Raw genomic sequence first — 13077 nt, forward strand, 5'->3', positions numbered from 1 at the left:
TGTTCCGGCGTCTGGCTCACCAACTCCAGTATATCGATTATGGTGGGGGAACGCGAAATACTTCCGGCAATTCCTCGTTCCGTTGAGCCGCGGCCGAGCGTGTCGTCACAATGATTGCGTCGCCACGAATCACATAAACCAACTTCTGTCGCGGATCGGCGGCACTGGCGGCTGTCCGGTCGGGATTGGCCTGTCGCAAAATCTCGACCAGAATCTCACGCGCGGGACGCTCCCGGAGGTCCAGCGACAAGGTTTGGTTTTTCGTGATGCCCTCCAATTGTAGGTCACGGCCAGCGATTTGGATGGGGATTTTCAGGTCTCCGGAGAGCATTTCCAGGGCTTTTTCCAGGGTTTCTTTAGGAAACGAAAGTGTGGTCACTTGATCGAGTTGTTCAGTGACGGAGACAGGTTTCGCGACCGGGATAAGCGGTTGTCCTGTTTCGCTAAGCCGCAAGCGGCTGGCGAGTAGGAGATTGTGCGCGGCTGGTAGCGGCAGATAGCATCTGGCCATGGCAATGCCGTCGGCGTGTGATGTGCGGGTGTAATCGCTCGTCATTTTGAGCATCGCGGGGAAGCGATCTTCAACAGCCTTGCCGTAGGGGTGAGGAGGGTTGGTTTCAAGCAGCGTAGCAAGTTGTTGCTCAGCAGAGGCAAGGAGCTTGGTGAACTTGTCGGCAAATCGATGGGCGGGGGCGTTTTGAATGGTGGTCGCTTGAAGCTCCCAGAAAAACTGATCGCCAAGATTGACGCTGATCGACACGGCACTCGCATTGTCGGGAATGAGTGCGTGAAAGGCTGTGCGCAACCCTTCGGCTTGTTGCGACAACAACTCGCGGCCTTCGGTATCAAGAAACTTGGCCGACATCAACAACGTGGCCGTGCGGTCGGCATCGGTGTGTGCCAGTAGTCGCTCTAAATCTCGAGCGAGAATAGACGGCGAGTCTTCTTGCGTTTGGAGTTCTTCCACGAGAGAGAGGGGACATGAAACGATGGCTCTTCCCTGCCCCAATTTAGGTAAAAAGATGGCACGATCGCCACTCATTGACGACTTGTTGCGCTGTGCGATTTTGCCTTCGTCCCAAGGTTCAACAAATGTGGAACGCAATGAATATTGCCAACCGTCTTCGTCGTTAATCAAAGCCACGAGCAGCGTTTCGATCTCTGGAAACTCGACACCGAGAGTCTCTTGAATCTGCTGTACTGCTTCTTTGCCCCATGGTCCTAACGCCGCAATCAGCTTTTCACCTTCGCGATTGGCAGGGAGTTCTGCTGGTCGCAAAAACAAAATGGCTTGTGCTCCCTGCGGAACATACTCCAAGGTGATCGGCGGGCCATCCTTGGGAGAGACCCATTGCAATTGCGACTCGTCAACGGGCGCGGATTTATCCGTTTCATTCCTTGCCGTTATTGTCGGTTGTTGTGCCGCTCGCTGTTCTATCTTGGTGTCTCGATCTGCCAAAGTTGGCAGCAGCATGGCCAGGGAACCAACCACGGTCACCAACACCGCAATAGCCAAAATCCACAACAAATAACGCCGCTTACTCATCGGTAGAACCGCAGACTTGGGTGTCGTATCGATTTTTAAGCGGCTGTCCGTCACAACAGTTTTATCCCGTATGTCATGCGAAAATCGAACTTGAAAACCACGGTCTGCGTAAAGCTATCAGCGTTCCAGGCCCAGCGCAGCTAGACTTGTTTGCCGGTCCATTGCTTGTGCCCCGTGGCCGTTCCTTTTATTATCCACTGTTTCGCCAGGACTTTTCCAGCCTTAATAGTTTGTCGACGCCATGAAAGCCTTCGAAGCAGTTCAGCATTATTTCGACCGCGCGGCGGATCAGCTTTCCCTCACCAGCAACATGCGCATCTTGCTTATGACTCCCGAGCGGGAAGTGCAAGTCCGCATCCCCATCGAAATGGACAACGGCGAGCTTCACACATTTATTGGTTACCGCGTGCAGCATAATGACTCTCGCGGGCCGATGAAGGGGGGCTTGCGTTATCACCACGAAGTCGATCTCGACGAAGTTCGTAGCCTCGCAGCGCTGATGACTTGGAAAACCGCGGTTGTGAATCTTCCCTACGGTGGCGCCAAGGGTGGGATTGCCGTTGATGCCCGCAAGCTCAGCCATCGCGAGCGGGAACGCATTACGCGCAAATTCGTCGATGGGATTCACGACATCATTGGTCCCGACGTCGATATTCCTGCCCCCGACATGGGGACCGGGCCGGAAGAGATGGCCTGGATCATGAATCAATACAACAAGTATCACGGCTTTAATCCCGGGGTGGTGACGGGGAAGCCCGTGGAATACTACGGCATCCCAGGACGCGAAGAAGCCACTGGCCGCGGCGTCGGTATTCTTACACTCAAAACCGTAGGCCGCTTGGGCCACAAAGCTCCAAAGACGCGCGTTGCGATTCAAGGTTTTGGTAACGTCGGTTCGCACACCGCCAAGTTTCTCCACGATGCCGAATGCCGCGTGGTTGCGATTAGTGATCTGAGCGGTGGCTACTACCGCGAGTCAGGCCTCGACATCGCCGATGCGTTGCGCTATGCGGCTTCAAACTCGAATTCGCTCGCTGGCTTTTCGGGTGGGGAGCACATCACGAACGAAGCACTATTGGAACTCGACGTGGAAGTGTTGATCCCCGCGGCGCTGGGTGGTGTGATCACGGCCGAGAACGCTAGTAAGGTTCGCGCGCCGCTGATTATCGAAGCCGCGAATGCCCCCATTCGTCCCGATGCCGACGACATGCTCACCGATCGTGGCACTCGGATTTTGCCCGATATTTTGGCCAACGCCGGCGGCGTGACGGTCAGCTATTTTGAATGGGCCCAGAATCGCCAGCATTACAAGTGGAATCTCGACCGCGTGCGGCAGGAACTCGACCGGGTGATGTCCTCGGCATTTGAAGAGGTTTGGAACCTGTCGCAAGAACGGCAAGTTAGCCTGCGCACCGCCGCGTTTATGACCGCCATCAGCCGCGTGGGCCGAGCCACGGTGCTTGCGGGAATCAGTTAAAATCATAGAAAGTGTTGTGATGTTCATCGAAGCGCCTACCGTAGGAAGACCGACCATGCCAGCCAGTTCGCTTTCCTGTCTTGCGATCTTCAACAATCTGTCCGAGGCCGAGTGTAAGCAGATCATGTCGCTCGCGCAGCCGTTGGAAGTCCGCGCCGGCGAACAAATCATTACGCAAGGCAAGCAAACTCCGAATTTGTGGTTCATCGTCGAAGGACGCTGCCAGATTACGCGTAAAACCGAATCGGGCTGCGAACTCAAGCTCGCCGAGCTCGAACCGTTCTCTCACTTTGGCGAGATGTCGTTTTTTCACGAAGCACCACACTCGGCCAACGTGACAGCGCTCACCGATATGAAACTATTGCGGCTGTCGCGTGCCGAATTCGACAAGCTCTGTGCGACGGGCAGCCCCGTGGCGATGAAGTTGGTGCTGAACTGCGTCTATCAGCTTGCCAATCGTTTGCGTAGCACGGACAAATGGATTACTGAGCTGGTTTGCCAAGAAAATCACAAGCCGACACCCAGTGAATGGACTGAGTTTCGCGAGCTGATCTTTAAGGGCGTTTGAAAGACGTTTACTTAGCCACGAACGTCGGATCGATTCCTTCACCAGCCGCAAATCCACTGGCCACGTTGAAAAACGGTGCTCGGCCATAGGTGAAGACGCTCTTTTGCCATTCAGCGGCATCGGCGTATTTCCATTCCCCCGCCTTGATGGGGATGCGGTCGAGCGTGTAGGTCACGAAGCTAGTAAACATGATCGCGGCGATCAAGCCCACGACCGGGCCACCGAACTTGTCGACCAGGGGGATGAACTTCATCCGCGTGCGCGACGTGCGGTCGAACAGGATCCGCGTAATGAGCACGGTCAACGAAAACATGCCCCACACCCCTGCAAAAGTGAAATACCAAAGTTGTTCGGTGCTGGATCCGGCTCGCTCGGCAATGAGATTTCCCAAGGGGACTCCCACGAAAATGCCAAAGACCCCACCCAGCAAGATGCAAAACAAGCTAATGGCGTTATTCCATAAGCCTTCATTGATGGTCATTGCCACTGCGGCGAAAAACACAAAGCAAACAAGGTAAGCGAGCAGCATGAGAATACTTCAAAGCAAAATTTTATTGTTGCAAAACGCGAGTTAATTCTTGGAGCGAAGTCGTGCCCTGTGCCACGAGCAACACCCCTTCTTCTTGCAGCGACCGTTGACGCGAATTTCGGGCGGCCTGTTTCAAAAGTTCGAGCTTGGGTTGCTTGATCAAAATCTCACGTATCTGGTCGTTGACGACCAGCAGTTCAAACAAACCCGTGCGGCCCATGTAACCCAAGCCCTGGCAGGTTTTGCAGGGCTTTTCAATTTCTTCCGGCTTGGGTGGCCGGTACAGCTTTTCGACTTTACCCGCCGGGATGCCAAGTTTCTTAAGCACGTCGGGCGGTGGGGTGTAGCCAACCTTGCAATCGGTACACAGCTTGCGAATCAGTCTTTGATACAGCACGCCCTTGGCCGCGGTGGCAAATTCCTTGGGAGGCATCTTGAGATGCAAGAATCGCAGCAGCGCTTCACCAGCTTCCTTAGCCCGGATGCTCGTAACCAGCAGCCGCTCATCGCCCACTTCGCGGAAAAGCAATTTTGCGGCTTCGACGTCGGTCATATCCCGCAAGATATAAACATTGGGATAAGTGCGAATGAGCGGTGGTAGAATCGTCGCAGGGGATTCTCCCTTCGAGGAGTCGTAGGTCGTAACACCGATGTTTTGAATGTCGTGCTCGCGGTTGTTGACGTCTTCGATCGCGGCGAAGTCACGCATCAAACGGTCAGTTTCTTCGAGCGACACGTTCATCATTGTCGTGAGACCACCGCCGGGCAGTGCGGAGAAGATAACCATGCCCGCATCCCCGGCCATCATTTCGGCCCACTGCTTTTGAATGCCTTCACGCATCCCCAAGTCGGCATAATGAACGAGTTGCTTTTTCTCGCCAACGCGGGTGACGACCACACGTTCGCCGGTTTGCACGCCTTGGCTCATCAGCAGGCAAATGTAGGACTTGCCGTCATATTTCGCACCGAAGCGTCCTTCTTGCTTCTTGCGGCGTTCCTTGACGTTGAGATTCGCCAGCGTTTTCATCACGGCAAGCATGACGTCGCTCGACTCGCGATCGCGAGCCTCACCGGGATGCCACACGCCATCGATTTCGTAACGCACGCTCACAGCCTGCGCCGAAAAATCGAGCATGATCTTGTCGGCCCGGCGGCTGATCATCTCGGCAATGATGTCTTTGAGCAGCAAATAGCCAGGCGAATGACGCGCGGTGAGCAAATTGGCATTGTTCGCAGTGGTGTCGGCGGCACCCATCGCCATGAGCTCGACCGGGGCACCTTGCTCGTAGCCAGCTTGGCGTTCCGATTTGACCTTAATGCCCATGCCACCCAGGATGGTCGCGAGCACGAATCGCCACCAAGAGCCTGTAAGCACCGTCAGATGGGGTTCGACATTATTGTTATGCACTAACACATAGGGGAGCCAAGTTCCAAAGAACACCACGAACATGACCAAGGCTTTAATCCACGTCGCCAGTGGCAGAAAAAACATGATAAAGCCGATAAGCACGAACGGCACATAATGGATGAGGCTCCATTTTTGATAGACCAGCCCATAGATTTGCGAATCTTTGTTGACCCAGTCCCCAGCTGCCACCCACATCCAGACCACCGCCACAAGCATCAGCAGTTTTACGATCAGCAAGATATTCAGAGGAATTGTCTGGGCATGTTGCTGAAATATCGCAGCCTGATTGGCTTGGCTAGCAGCAGCAGGCGCCGCGGCTGGTGCGCCACCCAGATTGGGATCCGGCTGCTGAGGTGCCGGTGCGGCGTTGCCGCCGTTGTTCATCATTTCGTTGCGTGCTTCGTTGGCCGCGCCGATCTCGCTTAAGGTCGCTTGACCAAAAACGGCAGACGGCTCTGAGCATGCAACGGCTAACACCAAGACGGCGGTTACTGCTGAAGAAAAAAGAAAACGCATATTCATCAAACCATACCGCCTTGCGAAACATCGATACCTTTGAGTGCCATCTTCAATTCTTCGCGATTTGGCGCGACTTCGAGCGCCACTTCGCGGTCGATCAACTGATCGTCGACCAGCTTTTTCAAACTCTGCGTGAAATTCTGCATGCCGTCTTCCTTGCCGACGCGGATCGCCCCGCCGAGACGAGAATCTTCTTCGTCGAGAATCAGCTTTTGAACCGTGGGGGTAAAGATCATGATTTCGACCGTCGGCACACGACCCACGCCCGGCTTGATCGACTTCAAAAGCTTTTGGGCGACGATCCCCTTCATGTTCATCGCCATCGCGCTGCGTAATGCGCTGTGCATTTCCGAAGGGAATAAATCCAAAATACGACCTACCGTCGAGGCTGCCGTACTTGCGTGAATGGTTCCGAACACCAAGTGACCCGTTTCCGCGGCATGAATCGCCGTCATGAACGTTTCCTTGTCACGCATTTCGCCCACGAGCATCACGTCGGGATCTTCGCGGACGGCGTGCTTCATGCCGATTTCGAAGTCGACTACGTCCAGGCCGATCTCGCGTTGATTGATCAAGCACTTATCTTCGGTGAACACGAATTCGATCGGGTCTTCGAGCGTCAAAATATGTTTGCGATAGCGGGCATTGATCCAGTTGAGCATCGAAGCGATCGTCGTGCTCTTGCCCGAACCAGTCACGCCGGCGAGCAGGATCATTCCCTGGTCGTAGGTGCAAAGTCGCTCCATCGACGGCGGCAGATTTAGGCCTTCGAAGTTGGGAATCCAGCTGTTCACGCGCCGCGCGACCATGCCAATGTGGCCCAACTGTTGCAAAAGATTGACGCGAAACCGCCAATTTGTGCCGTCGACGTCGCACATGTGGGCAAAGTCGGCCCCACCATCTTTGTCAAAAATCTTGCGACTCCGCTCGTTCATCAGCGGAAAGCACAGCCGCACCATTTCTTCGTCGTCGATAGGGCCCCGATTCATCGGGCGCAACGAACCGTCGACGCGGACCATAGGCGGACGACCGACTTTCAGATGCAAGTCGCTCGCTTCGAGTTTCACGCAAGCCCGAAAGAGCTTGTTGATTTCCAGTTCCTGATGTCTGGCTACGAAACTGTCAAAATCCGCTTCGCTAACACCCGAGGATTTACCCATGACAAACTCCACCGTCGTTGTCGACTGTGCGATTCGTGGAATCGCACCTTTTTCTCAATTTCATCAAGCGGCCAGGCGAACCGCCACGCCGTACTCTGCCATGATTCGTTTGGTCTCTTGAATTGTAAATTCACCGAAGTGAAATATGCTGGCTGCCAAGGCTGCATCGGCCTTACCGATGGTCACCGCTTCGGCCAGGTGCTGCGGGCACCCTGCCCCACCGCTCGCGACCACGGGGATCGAAACCGCCGAGCTCACGGCTGCGGTGATTTCCAAATCGTAGCCGTCCTTCGTTCCGTCGGCGTCCATGCTCGTGAGCACGATTTCCCCCGCGCCCAATTGTTCGACTTTCCGCGCCCAATCGACCGCTTCGAGGCCCGTGCCGATTCGTCCGCCGTTGATATGGACTTCCCACAGTTCGCGGTCGTTTCGCATCACGCGCTTGGGATCGATATTCACGACGATACACTGACTGCCAAACCGCAGTGCCGCGGCACGGACAAATTCCGGATCGCGAACCGCCGCCGAGTTGATCGACACCTTGTCGCACCCGGCCAGCAGCAATTGGCGAATATCTTCCAGCGAACGAATTCCGCCCCCAACGGTGAGCGGCATGAACACCTGCTCGGCCGTGCGGCGAACGACATCGAGCATGATGTCGCGACCTTCGTGGCTAGCCGTGATGTCGAGGAACACCAACTCGTCGGCCCCCTCGCGCTCGTAGCGGGCCGCCACCTCGACGGGGTCGCCGGCATCGCGAAGGTTTAGGAAGTTCGTTCCTTTCACCACGCGTCCGCGGTCGACGTCGAGACAGGGAATAACACGTTTGGCAAGCATGAGGGTGAGCGTTCCGAGGAAGGGCTGGGGTCGGGACGATCACACGGCTAGAAAAAACTGCTGGAATCGCCCGAAGTTCCCTAAACTCTTTAGTTTAAGTACGGTTCGGGGTCGGGTCAACTGAGTGGAAATCGTGGGAAGAACGACTGGTATTTGTATTAGAATTGATCGCGATGAACGTTCTTACACTCGGGCATGACCACTATTACGGTTGGGATGATCAATGCGAATTTGGATTGTTGCGCTCATCCTCACGACATGCTCTCAAATAATGGCTCAGGAGAATTCCGATCCGCTCACAATCGCCGAACTCGATGCCATCGACGGTTCCATCGCTCGCGCACTTGATTGGATTGCTGACAGCAGTCAACCCGACGGATCGTTTGCAACCCTACCCGACGGCCAGCCGGGGATCACGAGTCTTTGCGTGCTCGCGATGCTTGCCGGCGGCGAGTTGCCCGGCGAAGGACCGCGGGGCAAGAAGATGGAAACTGCGATCGACTATGTGATCGGCACGCAAAAGCCCAATGGTTTGTTGGCTTTGGTAGGTCCGGCGGGCGAGATTGTCCCCACGGCAATCAGTCAGCCTATTGGACGCTCGGCAATTTACAATCACGTGATCAGTAGCCTGATGCTGGCCGAGGCGTATGCGATGACGTCCGAAAGCCAGTCGCAAGAAATCAAGCGAGCCCTCGAACAAGCCATCAAGTTTTCGTTAGAACTCCAGGGACGCCCCAAGGAGCGACCCGAGGATCGTGGGGGCTGGCGTTATCTGAATCTAGTCGACGACAAGGATGCTGATTTGTCGATCATCGGTTGGCAGTTGATGGCCCTGCGCGGTGCCAAGAATGCGGGATTTGACATCCCGGCCCAATCCATCGACGAAGCGGTCAGTTGTGTCGAGCGGCATTACTCACCACAGCTGCAGAATTTCACTTATGCAATCGGTGATGCATACACGAGCCGTGCCATGACGGGGGCAGGGATCTTGGCACTCGCCCATGCGGGTCGGCATGAATCACCGGAAGCCAAGCAAGCAGGACAAAAGTTGCTTGCCCATTCATTCGCGGAATACAACGGCAGCCCCGACGGTTTGGACCGTTATCACTATTCACTGTTTCATTGCACGCAGGCGGCCCATCAACTCGGCGGCGAATATTGGGAGTCGTTCTTCCCACCAGTGGCTCGCGTTCTGTTGAAGAATCAAGCCCCCGACGGTGGCTGGGCTGCTGAGTACAGCCGTCACGGCGACGCCCGTTACGGCCGAGCTTACACGACTGCCCTAGTGGTACTCGTATTACAAGCGCAGAATGAGCTTCTGCCGGTGTTTCAACGATAAACTGATCTTAGCCCATGCCCTGCCCTCCCAACCGACCTCGCGCAAATCAAACAGCTGCTCGATGCTGCGTTTGACGCCGCGGAGCCATTCACGATCGGCTTCTCGGCATCATTTCAGGCCGCCGAGCAAAGCCATCCTGCGCATTCCTAGCCGATTCAAGCCGTCTCGACGCGCTTACGAAGATCGGCCATATTTTTGATGCTTCCTTCACGTCACTCTCTGCCGACATTGTTATGTACGAACATCATTCTCATCCGTTGCTCACGCGGACGCAGTTTCTGTGGCGGATGGTGCTGCACGGATTGATGGGACTTGTGCTGCTCGTGTTTTCGTTGGCCCTTGGCATGTGGGGTTATTGGCATTACGAAAATTTAAGCTGGCGCGATGGGTTCTTGAATTCCGCGATGTTGATGGGTGGCATGGGGCCGGTGAACGCTCCGCAAACCAACGGCGGCAAAATCTTCGCCGGTCTTTATGCTTTGTATGCGGGACTCGTGTTTATCTTGGCGGCGAGCTTCGTGATGGCCCCCGTGGTGCATCGCATCATGCACAAGTTTCATCTGGGTGACGACGAGTAAGTCATCGGCAGCGCACACTGGCACTTTTCAGCAAAGTCGCTATATTGCGGGTGTCTCACCTGTCTCAACCTCTTCAAGGAGATTTCCCATGATTGAAAAGCTCGATCGTGGCACGGGCAAAGTCATCGGCTTCAAGCTCTCCGGCAAACTGCACGACGAAGATTACAAGCATTTCGTCCCGCTCGTGGATTCGGCCATCGCCGAGGAAGGCAAGGTGCGACTGCTGGCGCAGTTCCACGATTTTCACGGCTGGGACATGCACGCCCTGTGGGACGACACCAAATTCTCCACAACCCACTGCACCAAGATTGAGCGGATCGCACTGGTGGGCGAAAAGAAGTGGGAAGAATGGATGGCCAAGGTTTGCAAGCCGTTCACGATGGCAAAGATCGAATACTTCGACGCTTCGCAAATCGAAGATGCGTGGAAGTGGCTGGAAGAGTAAGCAGCGCAAACAGCTATTAGCCGCGGGCGGAAGCCCGCGGTCATTTCGAGTTAAAATTCTCGCAGCTTCGACCATCGGCTTGCGCCGACGGCTATTAAGTTTAAGCTTCGCTAACTCACGCGTTGCGAAATCTCTTCGACCACGTCGTCGACCTTCACGCGCCATTGCTCGAGCGTATCGCGATCACGCACCGTCACGGTGTTATCGGTGAGGGTCTGACCGTCGACCGTGATGCAATACGGTGTCCCCGCTTCATCCTGGCGGCGATAACGGCGGCCCACGGCCCCTTTTTCGTCGTAGAACGCTGGGAACTTTTTCTTGAGCGCGCGGTAAATGTCCTGGGCAACCTCGGGCATGCCATCTTTCTTGACGAGCGGGAAGACCGCCGCCTTGATCGGCGCGATCCGCGGATGGAACTTCATCACCACGCGGGTTTGCATTTCTCCCTTTTCGTCCGGAGCCGAGTCTTCGTGGTACGCTTCGCACAAAAAGGCGAGCGCACCACGATCTGCCCCCGCCGAGGGCTCGATGACGTGCGGAATAAACCGCTCGTTCGTGACTTCGTCGCGATAGGTGAGATCGCGGCCACTTCCCTTGTACTTGGGTTTGCCGTCGACCATTTCCACTTCCAGGCAACCCTCGGCGTTCTTGACGAGCTTGCCTTCCATGTGGCTGCGCAGATCAAAATCGCCACGGTGGGCAATACCTTCGAGTTCGCCGTATTCACCAGCTGACAGGAATGGAAACGCGTATTCGATATCCGCCGTGCCGACGCTGTAGTGGCTCAGTTCGTCTTTCTCGTGTTCACGCAGCCGCAAACGCTGGCCTGCGAGGCCGAGTTCGGTGTACCACTTCATGCGGCGATCGCGCCAGTATTCGTACCATTTGCGTGATTCGGTTGGATGGCAGAAAAATTCAATTTCCATTTGTTCGAACTCACGGCTGCGGAAAGTGAAATTCCGCGGCGTGATTTCGTTGCGAAAGCTCTTGCCGACTTGCGCGATGCCAAAGGGAATCTTCACCCGCGTGCTGTCGGTGACATTCTTGAAGTTAACGAAGATGCCTTGGGCGGTTTCTGGACGAAGGTAAGCGCGGCCTTCCTCGCCAGCGAGTGCGCCAATCGTTGTCGGGAACATCAGATTGAATTCACGCGGCTCGGTTAGAGTGCCGATTTCCTTGGCCTCGGGCGCGAACACGCTTTCCAGGGAATCGAGCTTGTCGAGCGAAATGACAGAACCTTCCCACTTCAGTTGGTCGACGTCTTTGCCTCGCAAGTTGAACGCCTTGAGGGCGCGTTGCTGAAGGTCGGCCTCTTCTTGATCGGCCTCGGCAAGTGTGGTGATGAAAACTCGCTTGCCCTTGGCTTCGACCCAACGACCGCGGAGCTGGTCATATCGATAACGCTTCTTACTCTCTTTGCAGTCGACCATCATGTCGACAAACAAATCGAAGTGCCCCGAGCATTTCCACACCTGCGGGTGCATGATGATCGTGCAATCGAGGCCGGTCATTTCGTACGTTGTAGGCGCGCCAGGCTGCACCGCGAGCTCGTCGTGGCCAGTGACCATATCTTGCCACCAGGCATTCTTGATGTTGCGCTTGAGTTCCACACCCAGCGGACCGTAATCCCAGAAGCCGTTGAGGCCGCCGTAGATTTCGCTGGACTGAAACAAAAACCCCCGCCGTTTGCAAAGCGAGACGAGCTTTTCCATTTCCATGGTGATGACTCTAAATCTAATTAATAACCACGAAGGCACGAAGCACACTAAGGGCGACAGAGGGTTCGAATCTGCTTAGTGGCCTTTGTGTCTTTGTGTCTTTGTGGTAAATGAAGTTAATGAAACCGGGCATTGTACCGGGACCTGCGGCAAAGAGTCTACCGCAGCGTGATCTGCCGTGTCGTGCGGTTGAGTTCCGGCAAAACGGCGAGCGAATCGAGTTGGGCGCAATCAATAAGGTCGCTTTGATGCCCCACGTCGAGCAAGTTCTTGCCGCCGATCGTGTCCCGCAGCGCCACGGCCAAAACTTCGTTAATCGGGCGGCCTGTTGTCTCGGACTGCGTGAGAATTTTTTGCCATTCTTGCTGGGCGAATTGAGCGGGTTCGTTGAGTTCCCAATATCCGGCGGTGCTATCGCGTAACAGTTGGTCGGCGATCGCCCCCGCCGCGAGGATGTCTTCGCCAGTGACTTCGCCATCCGTCCCCGCGCACAAAATATCAACTCGCGAGGCGTCGAGCGCCGCCGCGGCCACCGTCGCGCGATTCACAACCGAACCGACGAGGACGCGCCTCGCTTCCGACGCATGGGCAAGAGCCCGTGTGCCGTTGGTTGTGGTGAAGAGCACCATCTTGCCCAGCACGCGTTGCGGCGTGTATTCCCTGGGCGAATTGCCAAGATCAAACCCCTCGATGATCTTGCCCCGGCGTTCCCCTCCCAGCACCACATATTCGCGACCAAGCTGCTGGCCCAGTTGCCGGGTTTCGTCGATTTCCAGGAGCGGCACCACGCACTTCGCCCCCGCGGCGAGTGCGTAACAAATCGTCGACGTCGCGCGGAGCATGTCGATGACAATCACGGTGCTGTCGGCCAGATCGGCAGTAGCGACGTGGGTGGGCAGATTATGAACAAATAATTGAGCCACGCGAGCCAGGGCGTCCCGCCCCCGTCCAGT

General features: G+C 55.7%; 12 protein-coding genes. 5 read left to right on the forward strand and 7 right to left on the reverse strand.

Annotated elements, in window-relative coordinates; genetic code table 11:
* Positions 1-37: 37 nt before the first annotated feature.
* Positions 38-1546, reverse strand: coding sequence for a hypothetical protein (locus AC6T8Q_RS14900; protein WP_500679831.1), 1509 nt, complete (start codon positions 1544-1546; stop codon positions 38-40).
* 241 nt (positions 1547-1787) lie between these two features.
* Between AC6T8Q_RS14900 and AC6T8Q_RS14905 the strand changes: the two genes are divergently transcribed.
* Positions 1788-3023, forward strand: coding sequence for a Glu/Leu/Phe/Val family dehydrogenase (locus tag AC6T8Q_RS14905; protein WP_500679832.1), 1236 nt, complete (start codon positions 1788-1790; stop codon positions 3021-3023).
* Positions 3024-3078: 55 nt separating this feature from the next.
* A complete protein-coding gene (locus tag AC6T8Q_RS14910) occupies positions 3079-3591 on the forward strand; it encodes a Crp/Fnr family transcriptional regulator (protein WP_500679833.1) in 513 nt (170 codons plus the stop codon).
* 7 nt (positions 3592-3598) lie between these two features.
* Here AC6T8Q_RS14910 and AC6T8Q_RS14915 read toward each other — a convergent pair whose 3' ends face one another.
* The 4 genes from AC6T8Q_RS14915 to hisF all read right to left on the reverse strand — a co-directional run bounded on the left by AC6T8Q_RS14915 (position 3599) and on the right by hisF (position 8044).
* Positions 3599-4120, reverse strand: coding sequence for a CvpA family protein (locus tag AC6T8Q_RS14915; protein ID WP_500679834.1), 522 nt, complete (start codon positions 4118-4120; stop codon positions 3599-3601).
* Positions 4121-4142: 22 nt separating this feature from the next.
* A complete protein-coding gene (locus AC6T8Q_RS14920; RefSeq protein WP_500679835.1) occupies positions 4143-6044 on the reverse strand; it encodes an ATPase, T2SS/T4P/T4SS family in 1902 nt (633 codons plus the stop codon).
* A 5-nt stretch (positions 6045-6049) separates the two neighbouring features.
* On the reverse strand, positions 6050-7207 hold the full coding sequence (locus tag AC6T8Q_RS14925; protein WP_496922184.1) for a type IV pilus twitching motility protein PilT: 1158 nt from the start codon (positions 7205-7207) through the stop codon (positions 6050-6052).
* A 63-nt stretch (positions 7208-7270) separates the two neighbouring features.
* On the reverse strand, positions 7271-8044 hold the full coding sequence (gene hisF, locus AC6T8Q_RS14930) for an imidazole glycerol phosphate synthase subunit HisF (RefSeq protein ID WP_496922185.1): 774 nt from the start codon (positions 8042-8044) through the stop codon (positions 7271-7273).
* 271 nt (positions 8045-8315) lie between these two features.
* On the opposite strand from hisF, the gene AC6T8Q_RS14935 reads away from it, so the two are divergent.
* From AC6T8Q_RS14935 to AC6T8Q_RS14945, 3 genes are all read left to right on the forward strand, one after another.
* Complete coding sequence (locus AC6T8Q_RS14935) at positions 8316-9383, forward strand: prenyltransferase/squalene oxidase repeat-containing protein (RefSeq protein ID WP_500679836.1); 1068 nt, start codon at positions 8316-8318, stop codon at positions 9381-9383.
* A 233-nt stretch (positions 9384-9616) separates the two neighbouring features.
* Positions 9617-9961 (forward strand): hypothetical protein, encoded by a 345-nt coding sequence (locus AC6T8Q_RS14940; RefSeq protein ID WP_500679837.1) that lies wholly within the window; start codon positions 9617-9619, stop codon positions 9959-9961.
* Positions 9962-10049: 88 nt separating this feature from the next.
* On the forward strand, positions 10050-10406 hold the full coding sequence (locus AC6T8Q_RS14945; RefSeq protein ID WP_500679838.1) for a SpoIIAA family protein: 357 nt from the start codon (positions 10050-10052) through the stop codon (positions 10404-10406).
* A gap of 110 nt (positions 10407-10516) precedes the next feature.
* On the opposite strand, the gene AC6T8Q_RS14950 is transcribed toward AC6T8Q_RS14945, so the two are convergent.
* Positions 10517-12118, reverse strand: coding sequence for a glycine--tRNA ligase (locus AC6T8Q_RS14950; protein WP_500679912.1), 1602 nt, complete (start codon positions 12116-12118; stop codon positions 10517-10519).
* 164 nt (positions 12119-12282) lie between these two features.
* The gene (locus AC6T8Q_RS14955) at positions 12283-13047 is read right to left on the reverse strand and encodes a 2-phosphosulfolactate phosphatase (RefSeq protein ID WP_500679839.1); all 765 of its coding nucleotides are present in this window, start codon (positions 13045-13047) and stop codon (positions 12283-12285) included.
* Positions 13048-13077: the final 30 nt, after the last annotated feature.

The sequence above is a fragment of the Bythopirellula sp. genome, assembly GCF_041737835.1.
Classification (GTDB): Bacteria; Planctomycetota; Planctomycetia; order Pirellulales; family Lacipirellulaceae; genus Bythopirellula.

Coding starts and splice junctions, on each gene's coding strand:
- AC6T8Q_RS14900 (WP_500679831.1), bottom strand. CDS start 1,546: ATGAGTAAGCGGCGTTATTTGTTGTGGATTTTGGCTATTGCGGTGTTG.
- AC6T8Q_RS14905 (WP_500679832.1), top strand. CDS start 1,788: ATGAAAGCCTTCGAAGCAGTTCAGCATTATTTCGACCGCGCGGCGGAT.
- AC6T8Q_RS14910 (WP_500679833.1), top strand. CDS start 3,079: ATGCCAGCCAGTTCGCTTTCCTGTCTTGCGATCTTCAACAATCTGTCC.
- AC6T8Q_RS14915 (WP_500679834.1), bottom strand. CDS start 4,120: ATGCTGCTCGCTTACCTTGTTTGCTTTGTGTTTTTCGCCGCAGTGGCA.
- AC6T8Q_RS14920 (WP_500679835.1), bottom strand. CDS start 6,044: ATGCGTTTTCTTTTTTCTTCAGCAGTAACCGCCGTCTTGGTGTTAGCC.
- AC6T8Q_RS14925 (WP_496922184.1), bottom strand. CDS start 7,207: ATGGGTAAATCCTCGGGTGTTAGCGAAGCGGATTTTGACAGTTTCGTA.
- hisF (WP_496922185.1), bottom strand. CDS start 8,044: ATGCTTGCCAAACGTGTTATTCCCTGTCTCGACGTCGACCGCGGACGC.
- AC6T8Q_RS14935 (WP_500679836.1), top strand. CDS start 8,316: ATGGCTCAGGAGAATTCCGATCCGCTCACAATCGCCGAACTCGATGCC.
- AC6T8Q_RS14940 (WP_500679837.1), top strand. CDS start 9,617: ATGTACGAACATCATTCTCATCCGTTGCTCACGCGGACGCAGTTTCTG.
- AC6T8Q_RS14945 (WP_500679838.1), top strand. CDS start 10,050: ATGATTGAAAAGCTCGATCGTGGCACGGGCAAAGTCATCGGCTTCAAG.
- AC6T8Q_RS14950 (WP_500679912.1), bottom strand. CDS start 12,118: ATGGAAAAGCTCGTCTCGCTTTGCAAACGGCGGGGGTTTTTGTTTCAG.